The organism is Vibrio sp. Hal054 (assembly GCF_037162405.1).
Taxonomy (GTDB): domain Bacteria; phylum Pseudomonadota; class Gammaproteobacteria; order Enterobacterales; family Vibrionaceae; genus Vibrio; species Vibrio diazotrophicus.
In genome coordinates this window covers 531,318-557,874 of record NZ_JARLUT010000002.1, presented here as the reverse complement: position 1 = coordinate 557,874, position 26,557 = coordinate 531,318, and the positions used below count along the sequence as shown (strand labels likewise).

Genomic DNA, 26,557 nt, shown 5'->3' with positions numbered 1-26,557 from the left:
GGCAGCTTGGGTTGCAACGCTGTCTTGTCGAATTTGATTGGGTGGGTTAACTCAACCCAATAATATGCCCGTGTTCGTCGATGTCTAATGACATAAAGGCGGGCTTGTCTGGTAGGCCGGGCATGGTCATAACGTTGTCGCACAGCGCATACACAAAACCAGCGCCAGCGCAGAGTTTGAGCTCGCGAATCATCACTTCAAATCCGCTTGGTGCACCTTTAATTGAAGAATTTGTGGTAATGGAGAGTGGCGTTTTTGCGAAACAGACTGACAGGTTTTCGAAGCCTTGTTCGTTCAACTGCTTTAATTGCATTTGAGCTTTGTAACTCAGCATAAATGAACCTGCACCGTAGCCTTTGGTGACAACACTGGTGATCTTGGTCATGAGCGTATCTTCAGCTTGGTACAAAGGCTCAAACAAAGAGGTTTTCTCGCACTGTTTAATGACTTTTTCTGCAAGTTCTTTCGTGCCTTCACCACCTTTAACAAAACCCTCTGAAATCGACACTTCAACATCGTTTGGCAAAGCCTCGATAAGTTCAATAAGCTGCTGTAGTTCTTCGTTAGTATCTTGGGGGAAACGGTTAATCGCGACAACAGCAGGAATACCGTATTTATTAACGTTGTTGATGTGCCACTTTAAGTTCTCAAAGCTTGCGACTAAAGCAACTCGATCTGGTGCGAACAATGAGTCGGGGATAGCTTGACCCGGACGTAAATCGAATTGACCTGAGTTTGCTTTCAGACCGCGCAAGGTTGCCACAATAACAGCGCAATCGGGTGTTTTACCCGATGCTTTTGTTTTGATGTTACAGGCCTTTTCAAAACCCATGTCAGAACCGAATCCGCCTTCTGTGACTGTGTATTCGGCTAAGCGTGTCGCGATGTCATCGGCAATGATCGATGAATTTCCGTGTGCAATATTGGCGAAAGGTCCTGCGTGGATAAGGGTAGGCACGCCTTCTAAAGTCTGCATTAACGTTGGTTTGATCGCTTCTTTCATACTGACCGTCATCGCGCCAGCGACTTGCAAATCCTCTGTGGTTACTGGGTTACCATCAAAACTGTAGCCAATCACAATTTTGCCGATACGTTGACGCAGATCTTTAAGGTCAGAAGCCAAGGCAAGAATTGCCATTAATTCAGACGCTGCAGAAATATCGAAACCGTCAGTACGTTCATAACCATTGATCGTTTTACCCATTTCGTTTTGGCCGACCGTTACCATGCGCAGCGCGCGATCGTTATGGTCAACAACACGTTTCCATACCACTTGGTGTGGATCGATTCGCAGCGCTTTAAGCTGTGTTCTGCGTTCGAAATCTTCATAGCCGTTACGCTGCTCATGGTAGATACGGGCATCAATAGCGGCAGAGGCTAGGTTATGGGCGGCGGTCACCGCGTGAATATCACCAGTTAAGTGCAGGTTTAACTCTTCCATTGGCGCTACTTGAGAATAACCACCACCGGCAGCACCACCTTTTACACCAAAGATAGGACCCATAGAAGGTTGGCGTATACAAGCAAAAACCGACTGATTCAATTTTGCTAAACCTTGCGCTAAACCTATGGTTGTAACCGTCTTCCCTTCACCGAGCGGTGTCGGTGTGATGGCTGTGACCAACACAAACTTGCCTACGGGTTTTTCATGCAATCGTTCTAAACATTTTAATGAGACTTTTGCTTTGTAATGGCCGTGACTCTCGTACTCTTCAGCAAGTAACCCTGCCTTTTCAGCAACGGCATCAATGTGAGTCAATGGGGTAGAGCGGCAAATGTCGATGTCTGATAGCATAAAATCCTCAGAGAGTGATGGTATTTAGTTGAGCAAACGTTTGCGTTGGCATGTTATCTAGAAATAAATCGATGTAAAGTGTTTTTGCGAGAGGATTGTTCGATTGCGGTGATTTTCAAAATTATGCTGATTTGTGTCAACTCTCGGATAATATTTACTCACTGGAAATGATTAACAACCTTTTATAAAGCAGCAAGGTGACCGAGATGATCACCTTGCTGTTGTCATTCTATAGCGTCGAGCCAGTTATGCCAGCGGTATTGACTATGCCAGCTCTATTAGCTTCTCAACCAGACGTTCGATACCTGATGCGGCTTCTGAAATACTGCCTGCCAACATATAAGCTGGCGTAGAAAGAACATTGTGTTCGTGGTCATAGACGAAGTCATCGACTGGGCAGTTGATGTGGTCACCCCCCATGTGATTGAAAGCGATGGCGGTATCTTTGTCATTACCAATTGTGCCTTGCACACCGTGCTCATAAATCATTGGAATAATGGTGGGGGCGATGCACAGATACGCAGCTGGTTTACCAGATTGAGCGAACGCTCGACAAGCAGACGCAACATGAGCATTAATGGTGCACTCTGTGCCTTTAACTGCAAAATCAGTTAAGTTTTTGGCCGCGCCAAATCCGCCGGGAAGGAGTAACGCATCGTAGTCGTCGGCTTTGAGTTTTTCTACATCGTCTATCTTGCCTCGAACAAGCCGAGCGGCCTCTACCAGAACATTGCGCTTTTCTGTCATCACTTCACCGGTTAGGTGATTGATAACATGCAGTTGTTCGATATTAGGCGCAAAGCAATGCCAGCTTGCCCCTTGCTTCTCAATGGCATGGAGCGCTAAGACAGCTTCATGAATTTCTGAGCCATCGAAGACACCACAGCCACTTAAAATCACGGCTACTTTTTTCATCGACTTATTCCTTTTGTTAAGCAGGACTTTATTTAAGCTTACGACCTTTTTTCGCTTTGACTTGGTTTTCGGTAGATAATTTTAGCTGAGGATTGGTTGTTAGATCGTCGCACAGATCACAGCTCGAATTTTGCTCACTTTCACTTTGGGATTCTGTGTCACTATCTGGGTAATGTTTTACAACAAACGGAACAAGCATTACAGATGAAGGCAGGAAGTGTTTCATTGCTAATCCAATTGATCTCTAAACAGTGGTTAACAGGTTTTATATGTCGTTAATCGCTGACGTTTATTGTGCTAAATCAGTGAACAGGCCTTTTCCCGCTCTCGCCTTTTATTGTTGTGACTCAGAATATACCTTCATCCCAAATAGGTTTGTCTCTGCCCAATTTATCTGCAACAAACTCCATAAATGCCCTTACTTTGTGAGGAAGATGCTTACGTTCAGGAAACACGGCATAAATGGCGTGTTCGGGCAAAGAGTAGGGCGTCATTATGGGCAGCAATTTTCCAGACAATATGTCTTTGCTCACCAGAAACGTAGGCAACTGACCCACACCTAAGCCTTCGATGAGAGCGCGGCGGATCGCTTCACTGTTGTTTACAATAAAATTCCCTTTGGGAATCACTTTAAACTCGTTGTGTTGTTGCTCGAATGTCCATTCACTACCACCTCTGAAATAAGAGTAAACAAGACAGTTGTGGCCAATTAGATCAGAAGGCTTTTGCGGTGAGCCATTGCGCTTTATGTATTCAGGTGATGCGCACAAGACGCTTTTGCAATTAACCAGCCGCTTTGCCACCAGATTTGAGATAGGTAGGTTGCCAATACGAATGGCGAGGTCGAACTCTCCTTCGATTAAGTCGACCATTTGATCTTCTAGTTGTAGGTCGATAGTGACTTTTGGAAACTGCTCAAGAAATTCGGCAATGATAGGGGCGATATAAAGCACGCCAAAAGACATTGGGGCGGTTATCTTAAGTTTACCTTTAGGCTCACCTTGCAGCTCGGTAACGGCATCCATCCCTTGTTGTGCCAAAGCTAGTGCTTGAGAAACATGGTCATAGTAGCGTTTGCCTGCTTCAGTCAGGCTCAGTTTTCGTGTGGTTCGATTGAGCAGTCGTATACCAAGCTCATCTTCCAACTGGGTAACCCGTTTACTGATTGCTGATTTCGTAACTCCCTGCTTTTCGGCTGCTAGCGAAAAGCTTCCGCATTCAACGACCGCAACGAAAATAGGGATGGTAGAGAAAGTATTGTCCATGATTATTGTTGCCTCTAAATTAACAACAAGTTTCCGTTGCTAGAGATTATCATTTTATGGAAAACAATCTACACTAGGCACACCGTTTTTGAGGAGACAGATATGAAGTACGACTGGATATTATTTGATGCTGACGAAACCTTGTTCCATTTCGATGCTTTAAAAGGCATGCAGTTAATGTTTGAACGCAAAGGCGTGAATTTTACAGAACAAGATTTTCATCATTATCAGCAGGTTAATAAGCCACTTTGGGTCGATTATCAAAACGGAACCATCACTGCCGAAGAACTTAAGCATACCCGCTTTAAAGCTTGGGCAGAGAAACTCGAGACCACCACTGCCGAATTGAACAGCGCATTCTTAGAAGCAATGGCTGATATCTGCACTCTTTTGCCGGGCGCGAAAGAGTTGATGGATGCATTAAACGGCAAAGCTAAATTGGGCATTATCACCAATGGTTTTACTGAACTTCAGGCTATTCGTTTGGAAAGAACTGGTATGACTCAATACTTTGATCATGTTGTGATTTCAGAAGAAGTGGGTATTGCTAAGCCTGATGCAGGTATATTCCAGCATGCAATGGAGAAAATGGGTAACCCGAGCAAAGAGCGAGTACTGATGGTGGGGGATAATCCTCATTCAGATATCCTTGGTGGCTTAAACTTCGGTATCGAAACCTGTTGGTTGAACGTGCATCAACATGAAAGACCCGAAGGGATTAATGCGCATTATGAAGTGCAATCCTTGCATGAGTTGCGTAGTATTCTGTTAGCGTAATTCTCATCCACAAAAATGGGTGTGCTCACAAGATGTAGGTGAAAGGAATACTGTGCAATACGTGAAAATTAAAGATGCCATCGTTGAACAAATCGACGCTGGCATGTTATCTCCAAGACAGAAGCTACCTTCTGAGCGCAAATTGGCAGAGTCATTTGATACTACTCGCGTAACACTGCGTGAGGCGTTATCGCTACTTGAAGCTGAAGGGCGTGTATTCCGTGAAGACCGACGTGGCTGGTTTATCTCCCCAGATCCACTACGTTATGACCCCACACAAACGCTTAATTTCAATAAGATGGCTGAGGCGCAAAACCGTGTGCCTAAAACTGAGCTGATTGCAGCGAAAGCGATGATCGCCAACAAACAAGCATCAGCACTGCTTGGATTAAAACCCTTCTCGGATATCTATCGAGTGGACAGAGTGCGATACCTTGATGCTCGTCCTGTGGTATTTGTGACTCACTATATTCGCCCTGAGCTGTTCCCTGATCTTCTGTCTCACGACATGTCACAGTCATTAACCGAACTTTATAAAGAACACTACTCGACGCAATATCAGTCGGTCCGCTACCGAATTTCGACAAGCTCACTTCTGGGAGAAACTGCGCAAGCACTGCGAGCAACCGATGGTACGCCAACCATGGTGGTTGAAAGAGTGAATTATGATGCTAATGGTGACGCAATATGTTGCGACATCGAGTATTGGCGCCATGATGCTATCAGTATCGAATCAGTCGCTCAACTCTCCAGATAAACAATCCTAAGAAAGAAAATAGCCTGCATTAGCAGGCTATTTTTATCTGTCTGTTCGCTGTTCGAAAACTAGTTTTGCTCTTCTGCGTCTTGGCGTTTAATCACTTTGTGACCATCTTCACTGACGCCATTTTTCCAGTAACTGCTGATATAGATGAAATCTCTGTCTATCTCTTTGTCATTTCGGAAGTATTGGCGCAGGGCTTTCATCGAATCGAACTCACACGCGCACCAAACGGCACATTGTCCTTCTAGCCAAACCTGAGCTTTGACCATATCCACCAATTTATCTCCGTACTCGGCAACGACCCATATCACTTTGACACCTTGTGGTGCTTCAAGTGTTTGTACATCTTCATGTTCGTTGACCTCAATGACCGCGTAACCACGTGCATTTTCATCTAGGTTTGCCAGTGTTACCGCCAGTGCTGGTAGTGAAGTCATGTCAGCAACAAGGAATACCCAATCTGCATTTGGATTCGTGGATTGGCCTTGGCCCGGCCCTGCAATCGAAATGGTGTCGCCTACTTTTGCATTCATTGCCCAACGGGCTGCAAATCCAGACGATGGGTCATGAGTAATATGCCGGACAAAATCGACCACAATGCTGCTTTTCTGTTCATCAAACTCGCGGATTGTATAAGTGCGCATGATTGGTCTTGCGTCTTCTTCTAAATCTGAGAGTTGAGTTGAACCTTCTGGTGAGAACAGAAGTTTAATGTAGTCGCCTTCGTTTTGTTTTCCAAAGTGAGCAATAGCCTCACCTTGTAATGTAATTCTTTGAATGCTGGGTGAAATTTTTTCAGCGTCAATAACCGTTAACGGGTAAGCGCTTCTTTTATTTTGACTTTTCTGCATAGTAACTTCTTTCGTACTTATAAAAATATATTCGTTTTTATTGATTGCGACGCTACTTTAGCCGCAAAAATTCAGCTTATCAATGATAATAATTGTCATTTACAAAAGTTTACATCCAGATTTCGAGGTGGTTATAGAAATAAAAAGCACACATTTTGTGCGTAAGTTGAGTGTTATTGCCCCAAATAAGTTCAATAACATTGAATTCGATCGAGATAAGTCTTCTGCTTTACTCGGTTCTGATACTCAAGTGGAGTCGCGCTAACCAGCTTTTTAAATTCGCGGAGAAAGTGGGATTGATCGCTAAAACCTAAGTTAAAAGCGAGGTCAGAAAAAGCGACTTTATCGAGATGGTTTATATCGTAAATGGCAGATTGGCAGCGAATTGCACGACAAAATGCTTTGGGTGTGAGCCCGAGATCTGCGCGAAACTGGCGTTGTAGAGTCCGGCTGCAATAGCCCGTAAATGTTTCTAGATCCTGAACCTGAATATTTCCCTTCTCATGACAAATTTTGGCGGCGACTTGATGGGTTAAATTGGTGGGTTTTCTACCTTGTTTTCCACGCATAAATTGTTTGGCGATTTGTACCTGCTCTTGAAAAGAACTGGCACTAATAATTTGTTCAACCAGATCCTGAGAATTCAAGACTACATCGACAATATTGCACTGTTTGTTGGTCAATTCTGGAGCCGAAATTTCTATAAAGTCGGGGATAAAACCTGGTACAAAACGCATACCAAAATAGCGATGGTCTTGGTTAAAAGCGACTTCGGTCGCTTCCAAAGTTGTACCGCAAACCAAACCCATAGGGCTGTCGGAATTACAATCAAAAAGCAGGTCAACACAACCGTCTGGAATGGCTGTCGTTGGGGCTTGAGATTTACCCACTTCAAAGCTGTAGAAATGAGAAATAACGGGATTCTCCGTCGTTAAGTTCGTGGCATATTTTTCGGCGCTGAGAACAAACCAAGGTTGTTTGGAGTGTATGTTCGCCACCTGATAGGAGTGAGATGAACTTAACATGATTTCTTGCCTTTCCGTCTGCTTTAAATATTAAAAAATCGTAACGATTTTGTTTCCCTAGTGTTTTCGTGATTAGCAGCAAGTGTGCCAAAAATCAGAATTTACAAATGGCGGAAAAGATTTTTATCTGTGTCGCAAAAATACAATACGCACAAAAAATCGCTCACTAGTATCGAGTTATCCACTCAAGGAAGAGTCACAAAAATCACGCTAAGGTTTGAACTTTTGTGTTGATGGGAAGGCTACGAGAGAGGACTAACAATTAACCCTATGGATACAGGTGAATGTATGTCAGCAAACACGAAAATTGATTTTATCTATCTCTCTGAAAAGGACATGATCGAAGCAGGCGTAACCAACATGCCCCAATGTGTGGACACGATGGAAGAGATGTTCGCACTGCTATATCGCGGAGATTACCGTATGGCGGGAGCAAACAACGACTCTCATGGTGCAATGATCACTTTCCCGGAGGAGCCTGAATTTGCAACCATGCCAAAACACTCTCCAGACCGCCGGTTGATGGCGATGCCAGCGTACTTAGGCGGTAGTTTCCAAACCTGTGGCGTGAAATGGTATGGCTCTAATATCGCCAACCGAGAAAAAGGTCTACCACGTTCGATCTTGATGTTCACGCTTAACGACGCTGACACCGGCGCTCCGTTGGCTCATATGTCCGCTAACCTGCTTTCCGCATACCGCACTGGCGCTGTTCCGGGGGTAGGTGCTCGTTACCTTGCACGTAAAGATTCAAAAGTGATTGGTTTATTAGGTCCGGGTGTAATGGGTAAGACATCGGTAGCGGCTTTCATGGCTGCATGCCCGCTAATCGATACGCTCAAAGTTAAAGGGCGCGGTAAGAAGAGTCTTGATGATTTTATTACCTGGGTTCACGTTAACTACCCACAAATTACCACCGTAAAAGTAGTTGATACCATTGAAGATGTTGTCCGTGATGCTGACATCGTTACTTACTGCAATTCCGGTGAGACTGGTGATGTGTCCAGCTATCCAGAAGTAAAACGCGAGTGGGTAAAACTGGGAGCATTCCTCTCAATGCCTGCGTACTGCCGCTTAGATTCCGATCTTGAAAAAGAAGATGTACGAAAAGTAGCGGATAACCCTGGCCTTTATGACGCATGGTTTGAGGAAGTACCAAAACCGGCTCACCAATACATTCCAATCATTGGCGTTCGTTTTATGGACATGATTGCAGAAGGCTTGATGAATAAAGAGCAGTTTGAAGATTTAGGCAAAATAGTGGCTGGGGATGCGGTTGGTCGTCAAAACGATGAGGAGATTATTATTTTGTCGGTGGGCGGTTTACCTGTTGAAGACGTAGCTTGGGGAACGGTTGTTTATCGCAACGCAATTGAACAAGGCATTGGCGTGAAACTGAATCTTTGGGATGAACCAGAGCTGCGTTAATTAAAACGTTTCGCTAGTTACAACCTTTAATCACAACCTATTGGTACTTCAATTTCATTTAGGAAATCAGCATGACGCAGATCGTCAAAGTTAAAACCGGTTCAAAGTTCGAAGAAATGGGCAGTTATTCACGAGCCGTTGCCGTCGACAATTGGATTTATGTATCGAACACAGCAGGGCGTAATCCCGAAACACAATTGATTAGTGAAAGTGTGCTTGAGCAGACTGAGCAAGTATTTAGCAATATCGAAAGAGCTCTAAAAGCGCTAGATAGTTCGCTCAATGATGTTGTGATGTCACGTGTGTTTATTCAAAACCCAAAAGATGTATCGATTGTTATGGAACTGATTGGCACTAAATTCAGAGGAATAAACCCAGCGACGACAGTTACGTGTCCACCTTTGGGCTCAACCATTTACAAAGTTGAGTTAGAGATAACCGCGTACCGAGGTGCTTCAGGTTTGGAAACACAACAAATCGTCATAGCGTAATGGAGTGTGGATGGGGCGATGCCTCATCCTTTTTAGGATAAAGGATTATGACTAAAACCCTTGAACGAATTCAGACTGCAGATGTGATTCCAGAGTCGACTAGTGTAGTGATCATTGGTGGTGGAATTGTTGGTGTTAGTGCAGCACTGACCTTAGCAGAAAGAAATATACCTGTAGTGTTGCTTGAAAAAGGACATATAGCCGGAGAGCAGTCATCAAGAAACCTTGGCTGGATTCGCAAGACAAGCCGACATTTTGATGATGTACCATTGGCACAGGCGGCAGATAAACTTTGGGCTCAGATGTCACAACGAGTCGGACGTGATGTTGGTTATAAACAATCAGGCATCATGTTCTTATCCGATTCAGAAGAACAATTGGTGATGCATGAAAGCTGGTTGGAGTCGGTTAAGTCTCTGGAACTGGACTCTCGTATGTTAACGCCTACGGATGTCGACACTATGGTGCAGGGCGGAAAAGGTAAATGGTTGGGGGGGATCTATACTCCTTCAGATGGTCGTGCTGAACCAGCGATTGCAACTAGTGCTATGGCTCAAGCAGCCGTTAACAAAGGCGCTATTTTAGTTCAGAACTGTGCGGTACGAGGACTATCACGTTCTGCGGGGAAAGTGACAGGCGTTGTCACTGAACAAGGCGAGATTCGATGCGAACAAGTACTGTTAGCGGGTGGCGCATGGTCACGTCGCTTTTTGGACAACGAAGGCATTTCTCTTCCGACATTGCCGCTTATCTGCTCAGTGATGCGCACTAAGCCAATGGAAGGTCCAACTGAGATTGCTGTTGGTGCGTCAAACTTCTCTTTCCGCAAACATCAGGACGGCGGATTCATCATAACTCAACGTGGTGCTTTGGATGCTCCTTTATGTCTCGACCATCTATTAATAGGACACCGATACCTTAGCCAACTTAAGAGCCAAAGAAGTTATTTGCGTGTTTCACTCGGCAATTATTTCTTAAAAGATTTAGCAATTTCAAGACGTTGGGACAGTGGTTCAAGCTCACCTTTTGAGAAAGTGAGAACTATTGACCCATTGCATAATAGTGGATTAAATCAGGAGGCCTTAACCAATTTACGTAAAGCCTGGCCAGCGTTTGATAGCGCACAGATTGAAGAAGCTTGGGCTGGACAAATCGATGTAACACCAGATTCAAACCCTGTTATTGATCGGATAAAGGATATTCCGGGATTAACCATAGCGACGGGTTTTTCAGGGCATGGCTTTGGTACAGGACCTGCGGCAGGGCAGTTAGCTGCAGATTTAGTTAGCGGTATGAACCCAATCATAGATCCGTCACCTTATCGGTTTGACAGACTATAGATTGAACATTTGGTTTAGGTCATAAGACTCTATTTACAAAAGGAATTTGGATATGAGCGACACTACATACTCAAGCAAAATTGCTACCGCTGGAGGATCAGCGGATAAAACAAAAATCAATAAAATGGGATTACCAACCATGATGGCGATCTGCATCGGCCTTGTCATTGTGCAAGGCGCGATGATCTCCGCAACACAGGGTATCGGTATAGGTGGAATGGCGTTTGTTGCAGCGATGGTTTGTGCATACATGTTGGCGCAATTTAACGCGATGAGTTTTGCGGAACTGTCTCTGATGTTTCCTCAAGAAGGCACGTTAGCCACATACACGCAGAAAGCGATAGGTCACTTTCCGGCAATAGTGTCTGTTTTTTCGGGTTATGTGGTGGTCGCGATTTTGGCATTACCTGTCGAAATGTTCTTGGTAGATGCAATGTTGTCAGAATTACTGCCGGGTTTATTCCCCGCAAAGTTAGTGCCGATTGCGATTTTGGTTATTTTAAGTGTCACCAACCTGATTGGTGCTGACGTGTTTGCGAAAGTTCAAAATATGTTAGCGTTTGTATTGGTCAGTGCACTTATTCTGATTGGAATCTTTGCTATTACTGGTGCTAGTGAACCACATCCAGTTCTAACTGGAGACAGTGTTGACTGGAGTTTCGGCGGTGTGCTGGATGGCAGTTTTGTCGGCTTAATCGCATTAGCGATGTGGCTGATGGTTGGTGTTGAGTTTATTTGTCCAATGATCAATGAAGTGCAGAATCCGACAAAGAATATACCGCGTGCCATGCACTGGTCATTGACGATGATATTTGCCATTTTTCTAGCATTTGCTTACGGTGCCACGCTGTATCTGGATACTGAAACATTGGTTACGTCACCGATTCCTTACCTGAATTATGCAAATGGTGTGTTTGGTCAAAGCGGTTTGTTAGTCGCTACTGTGATGGCACTGACGGCGACATGCAGTACGATTAATACGATTCTGGCTTCTATTCCTAGAATGTTGCACGGCATGGCGATGCAAGGACAAGCGTTCCCTCAGCTAAAAGCAAAGAACCGCTACGATGTTCCGTGGGCTGGTGTGGTTATGATTGCATCATGCACAGCGATAGCGTTCATGTTGGTTAATATTGATTCACTGATTGTGTTGGTTATTGCTGCAACCACAAGCTGGTTACTGGCTTACATGGTGGCACATATTGACGTGATTGTATTACGTAAGAAACTGCCTAATCAAAATCGTCCTTATAAATCGCCTTTCTTCCCCATTCCACAGATCCTAGGCATCGTTGCTATGGGGTATGTCGCGCTTCATAACTCACCATCTGAAGAGATGACACAAATGGTATACAGCGTTGCGGGCGGTATCTTGCTGCTTATCAGCTTCATTGGTGCGCTTTGGGTGAAATTCTATATGAAGCGTGGTCTGTTTACACCTGATATGAACTAACCAAGATATTCGTTCTTTTATATCTAAAGCCAACAGTGGCCAGCGCTGTTGGCTTTTGTCACTTCATCATAGGTATAAATTTATAAACGTATTGTTGATTATTTCTCATTGAATACGTCATTGCTCTAATTCGCGATGGTAATCATACTGAATCCAGCATTTAGAAAGTTAGATAAATTGGGTCGATTCAGATAAGGGGGTTGCCATGTTAGTTGACGGTAAATGGACAAAAGATTGGAAAGCAATGCAGAAAGCTGACGAGAAAGGACGTTTTGTTCGACAAGTCTCCAGTTTTCGTAACTGGATAACACCCGATGGCAGCGCTGGTCCAACAGGTACTGGTGGTTTCAAAGCGGAAGCGGGGCGTTATCGTCTGTACGTTGCCTATATCTGTCCTTGGGCTTCACGGACATTGATGGCTCGTAAGCTTAAAGGTTTAGATGAGTACATCGAAGTTACAGTGGTGAACCCTGTGATGACTAACCAAGGCTGGAGCTTTTCGCAATACGCAGGTTCTGACACTGATCCACTGTTTAATTCGCAGTACTTACATGAAATTTACACCCGAGCGGATGCACACTTTACTGGTCGTGCGACCGTTCCTGTATTGTGGGACATGAAACAGAATGTGATGGTAAATAACGAGAGCGCAGACATATTGCGTATGTTAGATACCGCATTCGAACACTTAGTGCCGTCAGATGTTCGTTTGTATCCAGAACAATACGCAAGTGAAATTGATGAGTTGAATCCTCGTATCTATGACCTGCTAAACAATGGTGTTTATAAAGCGGGTTTTACGCAGTCGCAGGAGTCTTATTTAGAAGCCGTAACCGGTGTTTTCTCGATGCTCGACGAGCTGGAACAACGTCTGGAAGGCCAAGATTATCTGGTGGGCAATCAGTTAACAGAAACCGATGTTCGCACCTTCGTAACCCTGATTCGTTTTGATGCCGCTTATCATGGGTTGTTTAAAACTAACTTCAAACGTATTGCAGATTACAAAAATCTATCTGCTTATATGGAGCGAATATTACGCTTGCCCGGTGTTAGTGATACGGTAAATATCGACCATATCATCACTGGCTATTACTCGATAAAAGATCTTAATCCTTCAGGTGTGCGGCCAATCGGACCAAAACACATTGATGATTTGCTTCGCTCTGTAGGGCACTAAAACAAAAGGCAGCTTTAGCTGCCTTTGTTGTTCACGACTGAGTGAATAGCTGCGTACTTATTGCTTATCTTTATCTTGTCGGTTTTCGTAGTATTCCCACTGTTCGACCTTCTCATCATCTGAGAGCACACAATATGTTACGCGTTTATCGTTCTCAGTGACCATTGCGAGTTTTCCGCCTTGCTGTACACAGTAGAGTGAGGCAGGGCTCGTGGTTGCTTCATACTCCTTCACAGCGTATTCATCTGGTTCGTTTGAGCAGCCAACAAGTAGTGCACTACCTATTAAAGCTGAAATCACAAAACTGTGTTTTTTCATCGGGTATCTCCATGGGCTTATTGAGTTTATTTTAAATTGGTTCTGCTTGGTGTTTCAGCGGTTTGGCCTTCCGTCATGTACTCTTCTTCACATTCACAAATGTGTACTTAACGCGACCATTTAGAAACGAGCTGTAACTTCAAGTGATTACGCCATATGGAAATTGTAGAATATTTTTTTAAAAACCATTGTCTTAAGTTTGTTAAAAAAAACATGCTGTCTAAAATTAAGGCATAGTGCTTTCTTGAGTTGAGCATCAATAGCGGTGAAAGCATGAGGGGAAGAATGACGAGTATAAAAAATTTAGGGGATTAACCAATGGCGGATAACAAATATCGGCTTGTCACCCGAAGTGACTTTGACGGATTGGTTTGCGCAGTGTTGCTCAAAAAACTTAACTTAATTAACGACATCAAGTTTGTGCATCCCAAAGATATGCAAGACGGCAAGATAGCGATAACAGAAAACGATATCACCACCAACTTACCTTATGTTGAAAACGCCTTTCTGATATTTGACCACCACCTTTCTGAAACCATTCGCAATACAGAACCCAGACTTAATCACATTATCGATCCAAATGCGCCTTCTGCGGCGCGAGTGGTATGGGACTACTACGGTGGGCTGGATGTCTTTCCTGAAGCATGGTTGGAAATGATGGAAGCGGTGGACAAAGGTGATTCCGCTCAGTTCACACGTGATGAAGTACTGGATTCTACGGGATGGAACCTACTTAACTTTTTGATGGATGCGAGAACTGGCTTAGGGCGGTTTCGCGATTTCAGAATTTCAAACTATAACCTGATGATGGATCTGATTGATTACTGCGGTAATCACACCATAGAGCAAATTCTCGATCTGCCTGATGTGAGAGAACGGATCGAGTTGTATCGAGAGCACGAAAACAAGTTTAAAGAGCAAGTTATGAAGTGCGGCACCGTATATAAGAATTTGGTGGTGTTAGATCTAACCGAAGAAGAGGTGATTTACGCTGGCAACCGTTTCATCATTTATGCCCTTTACCCGCAGTGTAATATTTCAATTCATAAAATGTGGGGTTTCCAAAAGCAAAACATCGTGTTTGCCACAGGTAAATCCATCTTTGATCGCAGCTCAAAAACCAATGTGGGCGAGCTGATGCTTGAATATGGAGGCGGTGGTCACCACGCAGCGGGAACTTGTCAGATCGATGTGGATCTCGCACCGAAAGTTGAGCAAGAGTTGATTAAGCGAATCACCGCAGATGGTTGAAATCAAGGCTTGTTCCAAGTGACTTATGCCCCGTTTAACGGGGCTTTTTTATGTTAGAATTCGCGCCGAGAAATTTAAGGGAACCACCATGAGACATTTACAAACTGCCGTTCATCCTGATGTCGAACGCTTAAGCCAGTACACAGTGCTACAACGCAAAGCAACAAGAGCGATTGTGATTGATGGCGAAGATATCTTAATGCTGTATACCGAGCGATATCATGACTACACACTTCCGGGTGGCGGGTTAGATGACGGTGAAGATGTGCTTGCGGGCTTGGTACGTGAGCTGGAAGAAGAAACCGGAGCAAAGAATATCCATTCCATCAAGCCTTATGGTATCTACGAGGAGTTTCGCCCTTGGTACAAAAATGATTTTGATGTGATGCATATGATCTCGTATTGCTACACCTGCAAGATTGATCGCGAACTGGGCAACACCAAATTTGAAGACTACGAAATACGCAATGGCATGGAACCTCGTTGGATTAATATTCACCAAGCGATAGCTCACAACGAAAAAACCATTCTAGAAAGCCCGAAAAAGGGGATGAGTATCGAACGCGAAACCTATTTGCTGCGTTTGATTGCTCAAGAAATGCTCTGATATCTCTAAAGCGTGAGACATGAACATAAGAAACCGCTGAAATGTAGATTTGTTGCAACTTGCTGACGCTTTGGCGGTTTCGTTCTGTAGAAACTTCTCTATACTTATCCAAGTGACTGAATTATTAATAATATCCTGCATTATCCGGATATGAGCTATGTAATATGGCGTCGGGTAACTCAGTGTCATTTTGATAAATAGAAGGATTCGCGGAATGGGAAATACCAAACCACTTGTTTTAGGGATTGTGCTTACTGCTATTAGCCACTTTGCTTTGGCGAATGTTATCGAAACCACAAGATTGGTTGGCTTTGGTGAAGCAAAGTATCCGCAAGACTTTACTCATTTTGATTACGTCAATCCTGATGCTCCCAAGTACGGAAAAATCACTTACGGACAGGTCGGTACTTACGATAATTTTAACCGCTATGCCTCACGCGGTGTGCCTGCGATATACACAGGTGAACTTTATGACACCTTGATGTATTCACCAACCGATGAAATTGACTCCTATTACCCCCTTATCACTGAAAAAGTACGCTATTCCGATGATTACACCTGGCTTGAGTTAGACATTAATCCTAAAGCCCGCTTTCAGGATGGAGAGCCAATTACCGCTGCCGATGTGGAATTCACCTTCAACAAGTTCATGACTGAAGGCGTACCTCAGTACCGCGTCTATTACAAAGAGATCAAATCCGTTAAGGCGATAGCACCACTGACCGTGCGTATTGAAATGTCGGAACCCAATAGAGAAAAGTTGTTTAGCTTTGCTCAAGGAACCCGAGTGTTACCCGAACATTTCTGGAAAGACAAAAACTTCGCAGAGCCTTTAAATGAGCCACCAGTAGGTAGCGGCCCATACAAAGTCTCGGACTACAAAATGGGTCAGAGCGTGACGTATCAGCTGGATGACAACTACTGGGCCAAGGATCTCCCCGTCAACGTTGGGCGCAACAACTTCAAGCAAGTTCAATATGACTATTATCGAGATGATACGGTGATGCTGGAAGCGTTCAAGGCAGGTGAGTTTGATTTACGTCAGGAGAGCCAAGCTAAATTCTGGGCGACATCTTACACTGGCGTTAACTTCGACAATGGCTTTATCAAGAAAGAAGAAATTGAGCACAATGCGCCCGCCAGTACACAAGGTTTTGTGTTCAACACGCAAAGATCGGTATTCCAAGACGTGCGAGTTCGTGAAGCTCTGAACTATGCGATGGATTTTGAGTGGATGAACAAGAACATGTTCTATAGCCAATACTCTCGCACTCGCAGTTATTTCCAAAACACTGACTATGAAGCGAAAGGCTTACCCAGCGAAGAAGAGTTAGCTATTCTCAACCCAGTTAAACAAGCGATTCCACCCAGAGTATTTACTGAAGAGTATCAACCGCCAGTGACGGACGGCAGTGGACGTATCCGCACCCAAATGAGAACCGCTTTTGCGTTGTTAAAAAGCGCAGGTTGGGAGCTGAAAGATAAAGTGATGGTGAACGCTAAAACTGGCGAACCAATGACCTTTGAACTGCTTATCTACAACCCGACCACTGAGCGTATCGCGATACCGTTGCAAAAAAATCTCAAACTGATGGGGATTGAGATGAAAATTCGCACCGTTGATAACACGCAATATATCAAGCGTCTACGTGACCGCGATTTCGATATGGTCTCCTCATCTTACTTTGCTAATCCATTCCCAAGTTCTAACCTGATGATTGTATGGAACTCAAACTACATAGATTCAACCTACAACACTGCTGGTGTAATGGATCCTGTCATTAATGATCTTACGTTTCAGATTTCCAAAAATCAGGAACAACCGAAAAAGCTGTTAAGTTTAGGCCGAGCGCTTGACCGAATTCTACAGTGGAACTTCTATATCATTCCTCAGTGGCATTCGAGTCTTTATCGTGTAGCGATGTGGGATAAGTTTGAGCGACCAAGTGTGATGCCGAAATACGATTTGGGCTTAGATACTTGGTGGATCTCGAAAGAGAAAGCCGAAAAACTGCCTGAAAAACGTCGATAAGAGGTTATATGGCTGCCTATATTTTTCGTCGTCTGTTGTTGGTTATTCCTACGTTGTGGGCAATCATCACTATCAACTTTTTTATCATCCAAATTGCACCGGGTGGTCCTGTAGAGCAAGCTATCGCTCAGTTAGAAGGACAAACATCCGGTGTCATGGAGCGCTTCTCTGGTGGCGGTCAGGAAGTCGATTTGTCGAGTGTAGACAACAGCAATGGCAGTGGATACAAAGGCTCTCGTGGTTTGGATCCAGAGGTGGTAGAAGCGATAAAGCGTCAGTTTGGGTTTGATAAGCCTTTACATGTGCGTTATTTCGACATGCTGAAAAACTACGTCACGTTTAACTTCGGTGAAAGTCTGTTCCGTGGCGGTAACGTGATTGATTTGATTGTCGACCGTCTGCCTGTCTCTATATCTCTGGGATTATGGAGCACCTTAATCATCTACCTAATTTCCATCCCGCTGGGAATAATGAAGGCGATACATCATGGGTCCCGCTTTGATATTTGGTCGAGCGCGCTAGTGATTGTCGGCTACGCCATTCCCGGATTTTTGTTCGCTATCATTCTGATCATCTTGTTCGCCAGTGGTAACTACTTTAGTTGGTTTCCTTTGCGCGGTTTGGTTTCGGATAACTTCGACAGCCTTACTTGGTACCAACAGGTTATCGACTATTTCTGGCATCTCGCGTTGCCAACGTGCGCTATGGTGATTGGTGGATTCGCAACATTGAGCATGTTGACCAAGAACTCGTTTCTGGATGAGATAAACAAACAGTATGTCGTAACCGCTCGTGCAAAAGGGCTGGATGAGGGCAGTATTCTGTATAAGCATGTGTTCCGTAACGCCATGCTGATCATCATTGCTGGTTTCCCAAGCGCTTTTATCAGTATTTTCTTTACGGGCTCTATGTTGATTGAAGTGATGTTTTCTCTGGAAGGGATTGGCTTATTGGGTTTCGAATCTACCATTCAAAGGGATTATCCGGTGGTCTTTAGTTCACTGTATATCATGACTTTGCTTGGGCTAGTGCTCGGTATTATTTCGGATTTAACTTATACATGGGTTGATCCGCGCATTGATTTTGAGGCGCGCTGATTGTGATAGTAATAAATGGGGCGCTACGAAAAAACGCAACTGCAAATCCGCTTACCGTCGCGCGTTGGCAGAGATTTAAAGCCAATCGCCGTGGTTTCTGGTCACTGTGGCTGTTTTCACTTTTGTTTATTGTCAGCCTATTTGCGGAAGTGATTGCAAACGACAAGCCGCTGTTTATTTCTTACGATAACCAGTGGTTCTTCCCTGTGTCTAATGCTTATGCTGAGACACGTTTCGGCGGCGAGTTTGAAACTGAAGCAGACTATACCGACCCGTATGTCATCGAGTTGATTGAAGATAAAGGTTATATCATTTGGCCTGTCATCCGCTTTAGTTACGACACGATTAACTTCAATATTCAAGGTTCGGTGCCATCTGCTCCTGATGCTGTGAACTGGTTAGGCACGGATGACAAAGGACGAGACATTCTGGCACGGATCATTTATGGCTTTCGCATTTCCGTTTTGTTTGGATTTGTATTAACGGTTGTATCTTCGTTCGTTGGTGTGATTGTTGGTGCCACGCAGGGATATTACGGCGGCTGGCTAGATTTGCTAGGCCAGCGCTTTATTGAAGTATGGTCTGGTTTGCCAACGCTGTTTTTACTCATCATTTTATCCAGCTTTGTGGAACCTAATTTTTGGTGGTTACTGGGGATCATGGTGCTGTTTAGCTGGATGAGTTTGGTTGGTGTTGTTCGTGCGGAGTTTTTGCGTTGCAGAAATTTTGATTATGTTCGCGCGGCGCAAGCGATGGGAGTGAGTGACTCGCGCATTATGCTGCGTCATATGTTGCCAAACGCTATGGTGGCTTCACTGACTATGATGCCGTTTATACTTTCTGGCTCAGTAACGACATTAACTTCTTTAGATTTCTTGGGTTTTGGTCTTCCAGCGGGTTCGCCGTCATTGGGTGAATTGCTTGCGCAGGGCAAAGCGAACTTACAAGCTCCGTGGCTCGGAATTTCTGCGTTTGTCGTGCTTTCTATGATGCTGACTCTACTTGTTTTTATTGGCGAAGCTGTGCGTGACGCCTTTGATCCAAATATGCAAAGGAGAGGATAGATGAGCGAACATTCGTTAAAAATCGAAAGCCTGCTTAAAATCGAAAACCTCTCTGTGGGTTTCGGTCGTGGTGACGCTATTGAGAAAGTCACAGAGCAAGTTTCTCTCACCATCAACAAAGGCGAAACACTGGCGCTGGTGGGAGAGAGTGGCTCTGGGAAATCGGTCACCGCCAATGCAATATTAAAGTTGTTACCGAAGGGTTCTGCTCACTATCTTGAGGGTAATATCCAGTTTTCAGGGTTAGATACGCTTAGCTGTTCTGAACGACAACTGAGAGGCATTCGTGGTGGGCGCATTGGTATGATATTCCAAGAGCCTATGGTCTCGTTGAATCCTCTGCATAAGATTGGCAAGCAGTTAGTGGAAACGCTGGCCATTCATCGTGGCGTCAGGCAGAAAAAAGCCGAAGAGCAGGCAATTGGCTGGTTAGCGAAAGTCGGTATTCGTCATCCCGAACAGAAGATCAATGCTTATCCTCACGAACTTTCTGGCGGAGAGCGGCAAAGAGTAATGATAGCGATGGCGTTGATTAACGAACCCGAGTTATTAATTGCTGATGAGCCAACGACTGCACTTGATGTCTCTGTGCAGGCGCAGATACTCGACTTGCTGAAAGCGTTACAACAAGAGCTGGGAATGGCAATGCTGTTCATTACTCATGACTTAAGTATTGTCAGACGGATTGCTGATCGTGTTGCGGTTATGCAGCACGGCAAGCTGGTGGAAATCGAAGCGTGTAAAACGCTTTTCTCCGAACCAAAACATCCATATACCAAGTTGCTAATCGAATCCGATCCGCGCGGTGTACCTGTTAACGTCGATATAAATAGTCCAAGTTTGCTGACCACAGAGCAGTTGAAAGTGTGGTTCCCGATTAGAGGCGGGCTACTAAGAAAAACCATTGCGCATATCAAAGCGGTCACTGATATGCAGTTTGACCTGAAAAAGGGACATTCGATTGGTTTAGTGGGCGAAAGCGGGTCGGGGAAATCAACCACCGGGATGGCGATATTAAAACTGGTGGAATCCGAAGGTTCTATTCGCTACCAAGGAAACGAGCTGCAAGGGCTAGACAGAAAAAGAATGTTGCCTTACCGCAGTCGAATGCAAGTGGTTTTCCAAGATCCCTTTTCGGCGTTAAACCCTCGGATGTCTGTCGCTCAGGTTATTGGAGAAGGCTTGCGTGTGCATTTTGAACATGATGAGCAAACTATCGATCAGCTTATTTGTGAAGTAATGAAAGAGGTCGATCTCGACCCAGAGACTCGTCATCGTTATCCAAACGAGTTTTCCGGTGGGCAGAGGCAGCGCATTGCTATTGCGAGGGCACTAGTGTTAAAGCCTGAGTTTATATTGCTTGATGAGCCGACTTCTTCGCTTGACCGTACGGTTCAGGCGCAGGTGTTGGATTTGCTCAAATCTCTGCAAGAGAAGTATGGCTTAACTTATTTGTTTATCAGTCACGACCTCAACGTAGTGAAGTCTCTGTGTCATTACACCATTGTGATGAAGCAAGGAAAAATTGTGGAGCAAGGGGAAACACAAGCTTTGTTTAACAAACCTTCGCATCCCTATACTCAAGAGCTGGTGAACCTGTCTACGTTTTGATTCTTCGTCAGGCTTTGATCAACATAAGTAAAGTGGTCAAAGCCATTTCTAAATCTTCATTGCGCTTGGCTTTTCCGAGCACTCGCATGCCTTGCATCTGTGTTAAGACAAGCTGAGCCAAAGCTCGTGGATCATGAGATGCGCGCAGCTTACTCTGGCGTTGAGCGTTGCTAATCGCTCTCGAAATTATCTCTATCAAGTGGTCAAACAGAAAATGGCCTTTCTGTAATACGGTGTCATCGGTTCCTGCATGTTCCACAAGGGCGTTTTGCATAAAACAGCCACGGTTGTTCAGCCTTTGTATTTCAGCAAATTGTTTAAGAAATTGTTCCAGTTCTTCGAGTGAAGCGTCCTGGTTTTCCAATGACGACAGCGTAGGGATGGAAACGCTTGATAGATATTTCTCCAATGCTTCGTAATACAAATTTTGCTTATCACCGAAAGAGTTATAAAGGCTAAAACGGTTGATTTGTAATGAATCAATCAGGTCAGAGATCGCAGTATTGGCATAGCCTTTCTGCCAGAATAGCTCCATCGCTTGAACAAGCTTTTCGTCTCTATCAAAGTTACTTTTTCTCGCCATATCGCTGGCCTCATCTGCAATAATTAATTCTTGACTGATCGTTTAGAAAACGAATAAAGTCTAACCTAAACGATCGGTTAGTTAAAGCCAAAATACAAGGAACAACAATGAAACTATACGAATTTTCCCCAACTCCAAGTTGTCGCCGAGTTTCCATTTTCCTCAAAGAGCTAGGTGTTGATGTTGAACGAGTTCAAGTCAATGTACGTGAAGGTGAGAACCTAGCGGATGATTTCAAGCAAAAAAGCATAAACGGTAAAGTTCCAATGCTGGAGCTAGATTGCGGTGTCACTATTTGTGAGAGTGTTGCCATTTGCCGCTACTTCCATGAAGCGACTCCCAATAAGAAAAACCTTTTTGGTGAAACACACTTAGAAACCGCTCAAGTTGAAATGTGGAACCGTGTGGTGGAGTTTCAAGGTCTATATGCTGGTTTCCAAGCATTCCGAAATATCTCAGGTATTTATAAAGATCGCGAAACGTGTGTGGAAGAGTGGGGCATTGAAAGTAAACGTCGTGTTGAAAGCTTCCTTCCTCAATTGGAACAACAGCTAACAGATAAGCCATTTATTGTTACTGAAGCACTCACTATTGCAGATATTACCGGTTATATATTTGTAGGATTTGCGGAAAAAGCCCTACAAATTGACGTTTTAAATCAGTATCCAAATATTGCTCGTTGGTTTAATGAATTATCTCAACGTCCAGCTTTTCAATAAGTTTCATAAGTAATTAATATTAGCCTCCTAATTATTTTCTTTTAACCGAATGAAACTGAGTAATATGTGTTCGGAATAATGAAAGGGAGGCTAAGTCCTAGATAACACTCTCTTTCGACCTTACTGTAATTATTCATAAGAATATTCATACTCCCTACCTATAAATCACATCCCAATCTGTTAGATTACATCTGATAATATTGTCGGATAGTGCTTACAAAAAACCAAAATATGCTTATTAAACATAAAGTTATAATATAGCTGAATTTGTTTGCTATTTGACTTTCATCCCATTTTTCTTATTCTTACATCCTATTTTTGATGTGCATGAGTAAATTGTGAACCGTTTATTTCTATTATTTATTTCTGCTATGTGTGTGGTTTTAGTACCTACACTTTGTCAGCGACAAGTGACAAATCGAATCCAATGCCAAATAAAATTAAAGTGGCATTGCTTTCACGTACGCTTGATAATCTTGCATATCATGACCCTACTTATGATATTGAGACAGATTTTGTTGATAGCTTGGCTAAAAATCTTAATCTCGATATCGAATATATTGTCTATCCAACAGTTTCTTCATTGCATCAAGCTATTGATAAAAAAGAAGCAGACTTAGCGGTAGGACTTTCTGATACGAGTGATTCCAATTATATCTATAGTCAAACTTTATATCAGAGTTCGATTGCTATTTGGTACCGAAATAAAAGCCTAATGCATGTTTCTCCTAGTTCAATGAAATGGGTATGTGTTAAAGGTTCTATTTATTGCAAAAAGCTTGATTTACGCGGTCTACCAAATATTTATGAAGCTGAGAGTTTTGCTGATGCCATCAATCTGGTTAATTCTGGTCAGGCGGATGCGGTACTTGATAGCTATGTGTCGCTGTTAGCTTGTGTGAATTCGTCTACCCAAACCATTGGTCGTATAGAAATACCGGATTGGTTTGATACTGAGAATATCCGTATTGCGGCGCATAAGAACAGCCAGTTGTTGTTGCAAAATATCAACTTAGTGTTGAACCAAGAAGCAAAATTTTCGGGTATCCATTCGGACAATATCTACCATCAAATAGATGTTGCTCGCAATGCGGTATCGAATAAAGGCAATCCAACGATTCGATATACAGTTTGGGACGACTCCTATCCTCTATTTTATCGGGACACCAGTGGCGAGATCGCTGGGTTTCTTCCAGATCTACTTAAGTTAATTGAAATCCGTACATCAATGCGATTCCAGTATGTGCCTCTGCATGATGGTGAAACGCCATTAGGGTTGCTGGAACAAAAAGAGATAGATTTTGTTCCGGCAGTATTGATGGATTCACATGCCCTTGACTGGACAGCGGTATCTAACCCCCTAGCATCCATTAAATACTATGCAGTGAACTATAAAGGACTGACATATAAGGACAATGCGAAAGAAGGTGTTTTGTTTGCAGATACGCCAGCTTACCAAAGTATTAAAAATCGAATATTTGGCGAAAATACCATAACTTACATTGGTATTAAGCAGCTTATTGAAGACCTGAAAAATGGCAAGTTGCGCCAAGCCTATGTACGTGAGGATATACTCGATTACCTAGTTGCAAATGATGATGACGATAAGTTGGTTATTAAACGTCAATCTTACAAAGAGATTGATGTAGCAATCACTGTAAGGGGAGACGACCGTCAGATCAGTGACCTAATTGATGGGGTAGCTTCGACTATCAACCCTAAAGAGTTGCATCGTCTGCAGAATGGGTATACCCAGTTCAATATTGTGTATGGCTATGACAAAAATTTCGTCATCGTTGGTCTGTCGATTCTTGCTGGCATTATTCTATTGCTGGTCTTTATCTTCTATCTGTGGAAGAAAAACTTTCAGTTAAAAGTCTCGCTGAATGAAAAAGAAGCGCAAAGAACGCAAAATAGCTTACGTTTCCTACAGAACATTATTAACAGTTTACCTAACCAGGTTTTTATTCACGATTCTAACCACAAGTTGCTGCTAAGTAATTGTAGTGGCGTAGAAAGCGGTAAATGTAAAAGTTGCAGCCTTGCTCAGAAAGATCGCCCAGAGCACAAGGTGATTGAAAACAATGAAGAACTGTCACGCGTGTTAAAAGTGGGTGAAACCATTCAACGTGACGTTGATGTTCAAACTTGCAATGCGGGTTTACAGACAATTGATTATTTCAGAACTCGCATCAACGGGCCTGCCGATGCTGAAGAGTTTGTATTAACCGTTGTACATGATGTCTCGGCTCAGAAAGAGCAAGAGCGAGCGTTACGTGCCGCGAATGAAACTGCTCAGCAAGCGGTACAAGCGAGAGAGCGTTTCTTGGCGAGTATGAGCCATGAACTTCGCACGCCAATTGCGGGTATGGCTGGTTTGTTAGAAATGCTGAAAATTCGCACTGATGACGAAGATACCCTAATGATGATTAATAACATCATTACTTCAACTCGCCATCTGCATTTATTGGTGAATGACATTTTGGACTTCTCAAAGCTTGAAGCACAACAGCTTGAGCTTGATCTCGGTGAATGCCATTTGCTGAGAGAAACGGGCGAATTGCTGCGTGTCCACTGTGCCTCTGCTCAAAAGAAAGGGCTGCAGTTTGAAGTGAACTGGGCGCCGACAACAGTCAAAGTAGTTCAGATGGATGCTTTGCGTTTTAGCCAAATTATCAACAACTTATTGTCGAATGCAATAAAGTTCACTGACTCGGGCAGAATCACCGTTGATATCACACTGGATGAGAAATGTGTGTCTCTTTCAGTAACCGATACTGGCGTTGGCATGAGTAAAGATGTCATCAAAGGCGTATTCAATCCGTTCTATCAGGCGGATTCAACAATTGCTCGTCGATTTGGTGGTACAGGCTTAGGTATGGCGATTGTCCATAATTTGGTCACAGTGATGGGCGGAAAAATCAACATTGATAGTGAACCCAATATGGGAACAACCGTATCGTTTACTATTCCTCACGAGTTGGTTCGTACGTATGAAAAATCTCAAAAAGTTGTTTGTGCTACTTATCACGGTACTGATCCTTTGATTTCGAGCTGGATAGACATATGGACGAGCAACAAGAACAGTTCGTGTTCATTAAAAAATATCGACATTTATGACGAAGAAAATTTCGATGATAGCTGTTGCGAACATCAACACAATATCGTGATTAAGAAAGACCTAGATGTTTTTCGTAGTCGAAATGGGCGTTGTGTGTACTTGAACTCTACGCCTTTCTTCCCAGACCTATTGTTTGATGCCGTTGTAGGGAATGAAAAAATGACTGCTTCTGATGAAGAAAATATGCGTTCACCATTGAAAGGCAAAGTTCTGGTTGCAGAAGATAATCCAATCAACCAATTGGTATTCAAGCAGCAGTTAGCTGAGCTTGGTGTCGATGTGGATATTGTCGACAACGGTTTGATTGCACTGGAGCTGTTACAAGCTAAGCCGATGGAGTATGACCTCCTGATCACAGATTGTCATATGCCAGTGATGGACGGATATGAGTTAGTAAATCGTGTACGCATGCAACCAGAACTTAGTCATATCACTTTGATTGGCTGTACCGCTGAAGATTCTCGAGTCGCGAATGAGAAAGCTCTGAACTCGGGCTTCGATACTATGTTGTACAAGCCTTATGGCATTAGTCGACTTTATAAATTGCTTGCACAATATCTTTCTTCTGATGAACCAGTCGCTGAGATTTGGTTGGCGAAATACGATGCTGAAGATGCTCAAATTTTGTCACAAGTGTATGTAGAGACAATGGAGAAAGACTTGGCTTTGCTGATTGAAAGCAAAGGTGACCGCAAGTTGATCAAGGAAATTGCTCACCGTATTAAGGGGGCTCTGGAACAGTCGGTGAAACCGCAGTTCAGCAACGTGCAATGGATTTGGAAAATGGGATGCAGAACTCTGAAGGTAACATTGACCCATTATTTGAGTATTTGGTAGCGGATATCACTACCAGTATTGAACAAACGAAAGCGTG

23 protein-coding genes are annotated in these 26,557 nt (G+C 43.6%); 15 read left to right on the top strand and 8 right to left on the bottom strand.

All coding sequences use genetic code 11. The features are described from left to right. Positions 1-46: 46 nt before the first annotated feature. The 4 genes from P4S58_RS18580 to P4S58_RS18565 form a co-directional block, all read right to left on the bottom strand. The gene (locus P4S58_RS18580) at positions 47-1,795 is read right to left on the bottom strand and encodes a formate--tetrahydrofolate ligase (protein ID WP_337165132.1); all 1,749 of its coding nucleotides are present in this window, start codon (positions 1,793-1,795) and stop codon (positions 47-49) included. Between the two features lie 264 nt (positions 1,796-2,059). Next, on the bottom strand, positions 2,060-2,710 hold the full coding sequence (gene elbB / locus P4S58_RS18575) for an isoprenoid biosynthesis glyoxalase ElbB (protein WP_042483166.1): 651 nt from the start codon (positions 2,708-2,710) through the stop codon (positions 2,060-2,062). Between the two features lie 28 nt (positions 2,711-2,738). Further along, a complete protein-coding gene (locus tag P4S58_RS18570; protein WP_042483170.1) occupies positions 2,739-2,936 on the bottom strand; it encodes a hypothetical protein in 198 nt (65 codons plus the stop codon). A gap of 121 nt (positions 2,937-3,057) precedes the next feature. Next, entirely contained in the window at positions 3,058-3,975 is a 918-nt protein-coding gene (locus P4S58_RS18565) for a LysR family transcriptional regulator (RefSeq protein WP_337165131.1), read from the bottom strand. 102 nt (positions 3,976-4,077) lie between these two features. Between P4S58_RS18565 and yjjG the strand changes: the two genes are divergently transcribed. Both yjjG and phnR read left to right on the top strand, forming a co-directional pair. Continuing rightward, positions 4,078-4,752: a pyrimidine 5'-nucleotidase gene (yjjG, locus tag P4S58_RS18560; protein ID WP_102967249.1), complete on the top strand. Its 675-nt coding sequence runs from the start codon at positions 4,078-4,080 to the stop codon at positions 4,750-4,752. Between the two features lie 52 nt (positions 4,753-4,804). Further along, a complete protein-coding gene (gene phnR, locus P4S58_RS18555; RefSeq protein ID WP_042483177.1) occupies positions 4,805-5,509 on the top strand; it encodes a phosphonate utilization transcriptional regulator PhnR in 705 nt (234 codons plus the stop codon). Positions 5,510-5,577: 68 nt separating this feature from the next. Here the strand turns inward: phnR and P4S58_RS18550 are convergent, their stop codons facing one another. Next, on the bottom strand, positions 5,578-6,366 hold the full coding sequence (locus tag P4S58_RS18550) for a siderophore-interacting protein (RefSeq protein ID WP_337165129.1): 789 nt from the start codon (positions 6,364-6,366) through the stop codon (positions 5,578-5,580). A 191-nt stretch (positions 6,367-6,557) separates the two neighbouring features. Beyond that, a complete protein-coding gene (locus P4S58_RS18545) occupies positions 6,558-7,391 on the bottom strand; it encodes a helix-turn-helix domain-containing protein (RefSeq protein WP_102969485.1) in 834 nt (277 codons plus the stop codon). A 288-nt stretch (positions 7,392-7,679) separates the two neighbouring features. On the opposite strand from P4S58_RS18545, the gene P4S58_RS18540 reads away from it, so the two are divergent. The 5 genes from P4S58_RS18540 (at position 7,680) to P4S58_RS18520 (ending at position 13,280) form a co-directional block, all read left to right on the top strand. Then, complete coding sequence (locus P4S58_RS18540; RefSeq protein WP_102969486.1) at positions 7,680-8,819, top strand: tyramine oxidase subunit B; 1,140 nt, start codon at positions 7,680-7,682, stop codon at positions 8,817-8,819. A 71-nt stretch (positions 8,820-8,890) separates the two neighbouring features. Continuing rightward, the gene (locus P4S58_RS18535; protein WP_102969487.1) at positions 8,891-9,310 is read left to right on the top strand and encodes a RidA family protein; all 420 of its coding nucleotides are present in this window, start codon (positions 8,891-8,893) and stop codon (positions 9,308-9,310) included. A 47-nt stretch (positions 9,311-9,357) separates the two neighbouring features. After that, complete coding sequence (locus P4S58_RS18530; protein WP_102969488.1) at positions 9,358-10,650, top strand: NAD(P)/FAD-dependent oxidoreductase; 1,293 nt, start codon at positions 9,358-9,360, stop codon at positions 10,648-10,650. 52 nt (positions 10,651-10,702) lie between these two features. Next, positions 10,703-12,103, top strand: coding sequence for an APC family permease (locus P4S58_RS18525; RefSeq protein WP_102969489.1), 1,401 nt, complete (start codon positions 10,703-10,705; stop codon positions 12,101-12,103). A gap of 205 nt (positions 12,104-12,308) precedes the next feature. Next, positions 12,309-13,280 carry a glutathione S-transferase family protein gene (locus P4S58_RS18520; protein WP_337165127.1) on the top strand — a complete coding sequence of 324 codons (972 nt, stop codon included), beginning with the start codon at positions 12,309-12,311 and terminating at the stop codon, positions 13,278-13,280. A gap of 57 nt (positions 13,281-13,337) precedes the next feature. On the opposite strand, the gene P4S58_RS18515 is transcribed toward P4S58_RS18520, so the two are convergent. Next, complete coding sequence (locus P4S58_RS18515; RefSeq protein WP_102969491.1) at positions 13,338-13,598, bottom strand: putative hemolysin; 261 nt, start codon at positions 13,596-13,598, stop codon at positions 13,338-13,340. 318 nt (positions 13,599-13,916) lie between these two features. On the opposite strand from P4S58_RS18515, the gene P4S58_RS18510 reads away from it, so the two are divergent. The 6 genes from P4S58_RS18510 (at position 13,917) to P4S58_RS18485 (ending at position 21,260) form a co-directional block, all read left to right on the top strand. Continuing rightward, positions 13,917-14,849 carry an exopolyphosphatase gene (locus tag P4S58_RS18510; RefSeq protein ID WP_102967254.1) on the top strand — a complete coding sequence of 311 codons (933 nt, stop codon included), beginning with the start codon at positions 13,917-13,919 and terminating at the stop codon, positions 14,847-14,849. A gap of 88 nt (positions 14,850-14,937) precedes the next feature. Continuing rightward, the gene (locus tag P4S58_RS18505) at positions 14,938-15,456 is read left to right on the top strand and encodes an NUDIX hydrolase (RefSeq protein WP_042483205.1); all 519 of its coding nucleotides are present in this window, start codon (positions 14,938-14,940) and stop codon (positions 15,454-15,456) included. Between the two features lie 214 nt (positions 15,457-15,670). Continuing rightward, entirely contained in the window at positions 15,671-17,488 is a 1,818-nt protein-coding gene (locus P4S58_RS18500; protein WP_337165124.1) for an extracellular solute-binding protein, read from the top strand. Between the two features lie 8 nt (positions 17,489-17,496). Further along, a complete protein-coding gene (locus P4S58_RS18495) occupies positions 17,497-18,585 on the top strand; it encodes a microcin C ABC transporter permease YejB (protein WP_337165122.1) in 1,089 nt (362 codons plus the stop codon). 11 nt (positions 18,586-18,596) lie between these two features. Continuing rightward, positions 18,597-19,649, top strand: a complete 1,053-nt coding sequence (locus P4S58_RS18490) for an ABC transporter permease (RefSeq protein WP_337165832.1) — start codon at positions 18,597-18,599, stop codon at positions 19,647-19,649. After that, on the top strand, positions 19,650-21,260 hold the full coding sequence (locus P4S58_RS18485; RefSeq protein WP_337165120.1) for an ABC transporter ATP-binding protein: 1,611 nt from the start codon (positions 19,650-19,652) through the stop codon (positions 21,258-21,260). A gap of 7 nt (positions 21,261-21,267) precedes the next feature. Here P4S58_RS18485 and P4S58_RS18480 read toward each other — a convergent pair whose 3' ends face one another. Then, on the bottom strand, positions 21,268-21,843 hold the full coding sequence (locus P4S58_RS18480; protein WP_102963690.1) for a TetR/AcrR family transcriptional regulator: 576 nt from the start codon (positions 21,841-21,843) through the stop codon (positions 21,268-21,270). Positions 21,844-21,950: 107 nt separating this feature from the next. On the opposite strand from P4S58_RS18480, the gene P4S58_RS18475 reads away from it, so the two are divergent. Both P4S58_RS18475 and P4S58_RS18470 read left to right on the top strand, forming a co-directional pair. Next, complete coding sequence (locus P4S58_RS18475; protein WP_237292561.1) at positions 21,951-22,562, top strand: glutathione S-transferase family protein; 612 nt, start codon at positions 21,951-21,953, stop codon at positions 22,560-22,562. Between the two features lie 427 nt (positions 22,563-22,989). After that, positions 22,990-26,520, top strand: a complete 3,531-nt coding sequence (locus tag P4S58_RS18470) for an ATP-binding protein (RefSeq protein WP_337165119.1) — start codon at positions 22,990-22,992, stop codon at positions 26,518-26,520. Positions 26,521-26,557 lie beyond the last annotated feature (37 nt).

Bases quoted from the DNA above. Each gene is read 5' to 3' on its own strand.
- P4S58_RS18580 (WP_337165132.1), bottom strand. From the start codon at position 1,795: ATGCTATCAGACATCGACATTTGCCGCTCTACCCCATTGACTCACATT.
- elbB (WP_042483166.1), bottom strand. From the start codon at position 2,710: ATGAAAAAAGTAGCCGTGATTTTAAGTGGCTGTGGTGTCTTCGATGGC.
- P4S58_RS18570 (WP_042483170.1), bottom strand. From the start codon at position 2,936: ATGAAACACTTCCTGCCTTCATCTGTAATGCTTGTTCCGTTTGTTGTA.
- P4S58_RS18565 (WP_337165131.1), bottom strand. From the start codon at position 3,975: ATGGACAATACTTTCTCTACCATCCCTATTTTCGTTGCGGTCGTTGAA.
- yjjG (WP_102967249.1), top strand. From the start codon at position 4,078: ATGAAGTACGACTGGATATTATTTGATGCTGACGAAACCTTGTTCCAT.
- P4S58_RS18550 (WP_337165129.1), bottom strand. From the start codon at position 6,366: ATGCAGAAAAGTCAAAATAAAAGAAGCGCTTACCCGTTAACGGTTATT.
- P4S58_RS18545 (WP_102969485.1), bottom strand. From the start codon at position 7,391: ATGTTAAGTTCATCTCACTCCTATCAGGTGGCGAACATACACTCCAAA.
- P4S58_RS18540 (WP_102969486.1), top strand. From the start codon at position 7,680: ATGTCAGCAAACACGAAAATTGATTTTATCTATCTCTCTGAAAAGGAC.
- P4S58_RS18535 (WP_102969487.1), top strand. From the start codon at position 8,891: ATGACGCAGATCGTCAAAGTTAAAACCGGTTCAAAGTTCGAAGAAATG.
- P4S58_RS18530 (WP_102969488.1), top strand. From the start codon at position 9,358: ATGACTAAAACCCTTGAACGAATTCAGACTGCAGATGTGATTCCAGAG.
- P4S58_RS18525 (WP_102969489.1), top strand. From the start codon at position 10,703: ATGAGCGACACTACATACTCAAGCAAAATTGCTACCGCTGGAGGATCA.
- P4S58_RS18520 (WP_337165127.1), top strand. From the start codon at position 12,309: ATGTTAGTTGACGGTAAATGGACAAAAGATTGGAAAGCAATGCAGAAA.
- P4S58_RS18515 (WP_102969491.1), bottom strand. From the start codon at position 13,598: ATGAAAAAACACAGTTTTGTGATTTCAGCTTTAATAGGTAGTGCACTA.
- P4S58_RS18510 (WP_102967254.1), top strand. From the start codon at position 13,917: ATGGCGGATAACAAATATCGGCTTGTCACCCGAAGTGACTTTGACGGA.
- P4S58_RS18505 (WP_042483205.1), top strand. From the start codon at position 14,938: ATGAGACATTTACAAACTGCCGTTCATCCTGATGTCGAACGCTTAAGC.
- P4S58_RS18500 (WP_337165124.1), top strand. From the start codon at position 15,671: ATGGGAAATACCAAACCACTTGTTTTAGGGATTGTGCTTACTGCTATT.
- P4S58_RS18495 (WP_337165122.1), top strand. From the start codon at position 17,497: ATGGCTGCCTATATTTTTCGTCGTCTGTTGTTGGTTATTCCTACGTTG.
- P4S58_RS18485 (WP_337165120.1), top strand. From the start codon at position 19,650: ATGAGCGAACATTCGTTAAAAATCGAAAGCCTGCTTAAAATCGAAAAC.
- P4S58_RS18480 (WP_102963690.1), bottom strand. From the start codon at position 21,843: ATGGCGAGAAAAAGTAACTTTGATAGAGACGAAAAGCTTGTTCAAGCG.
- P4S58_RS18475 (WP_237292561.1), top strand. From the start codon at position 21,951: ATGAAACTATACGAATTTTCCCCAACTCCAAGTTGTCGCCGAGTTTCC.
- P4S58_RS18470 (WP_337165119.1), top strand. From the start codon at position 22,990: ATGCCAAATAAAATTAAAGTGGCATTGCTTTCACGTACGCTTGATAAT.